General features: G+C 73.7%; 1 protein-coding gene and 1 pseudogene. One reads left to right on the forward strand and one right to left on the reverse strand.

From position 1 onward, the window contains the following. Positions 1-203: pseudogene (locus tag HYE82_RS36635) on the reverse strand (class E sortase); the annotation flags it as partial. Positions 204-271: 68 nt separating this feature from the next. On the opposite strand from HYE82_RS36635, the gene HYE82_RS36640 reads away from it, so the two are divergent. After that, positions 272-1,199: hypothetical protein (locus HYE82_RS36640; RefSeq protein ID WP_179178538.1), on the forward strand; the 928-nt coding region annotated here is incomplete at its 3' end.

Consider the following 1,199-nt stretch of genomic DNA (forward strand, 5'->3'; position numbering starts at 1 on the left):
GCGTCCGCCCACCCCCTCTGCAACGCCGCGACCTGCCGCTCCGCCGAGGCAGCGGCCAGCCGGTTGGTCCACCACACCTGGTGCACCACCAGCAGCAACACCACCACGCCCACCGTGACGGCCAGTTCGGCCGTCACCCACAGCAGGCCCCGTACACCGGCCCGGCCGGACCCGGCTCCGCGGCCGTGCACCACCACACGCATGTGATCCCGCACGGGGCGCACCTTAAGACCTCCCCCGCCAACAGACCAGCAGCAGTACGGTGTGAACCATGCGCCCCGACACGCCTGCCGAGCACATCGCCGAAGCCGAGCGCCTGATCCGCACGGCGACCCGCTACCCCGAGGACCAGGAGCCGCTGCTGCTCCAGGCCGCGGCCCACCTCGAACTGGCCGACGAACGAGAACGGGCGAGCGCGCTCTACGACCAGCTCCTGGCCGGCAAGCCGACCGGCATCCACCTGATCAAGGCGCTGCAGGCCGCGAACCTGTGGGAGTACGGGCACGAGCCCGAGGCCCGGGCCCTCATCCAGGGCATCCGCGCCGCGGCCCCCTCCGATCCGGCCCCCTGGGAGGTCATCGCAGAGGCCCTGGAGGCCCACGACGAGCTCTCCGACTCGGAGGAGTGCTTCACCCAGGCGGCCACCCTCCTCATCTCGGACACCGCCCCGCTGACCCCCGCCACCACGGCCCTCCTGACGGGCCGGCACCGCGTACGCCGCCTGCTCGGGCTCCCGCACGACGACTGGGACATGGTCGCCGACACCCGCCACGCCGGCCCGATCCCGCTGGACGAGCTGCACGACCCGAAGCGCATCTGGGCCCTGGGCTCCGACGACCCGGCGGAGCTCCGCGCCGAGATCGCCCGGCTGCGCGCGGAGTTGGGCGACCGCCGCGCCGCCCTGTCCCGGCCCTTCCCGGTGGCGATCCTGCACTGGCCGCAGCGGGAGCTGGCCGAACTCCTGACCAGCTACCCGACCCTGGCGGCGGAGTACCCCTCGCACGAGGCGCACCTGACCCGGATCGAGGCGTCCCTGCGCGCCCTGGCCGCCTCGGGCACGACGAACCTCGGCATCGTCACGGCCAGCGTCCCCTCGTACGAGGCTTTCGCGGCGTCGGAGAAGACCTCCCCGGCCTCCCCGTCCCTCCTCCCGGAGTACGCGACGACCCTGGCCGCCCGAGGCAAGGCCACTCCCTGGC

Origin of the sequence: Streptomyces sp. BR123, from assembly GCF_013401435.1 — a bacterium.
Classification (GTDB): Bacteria; Actinomycetota; Actinomycetes; order Streptomycetales; family Streptomycetaceae; genus Streptomyces.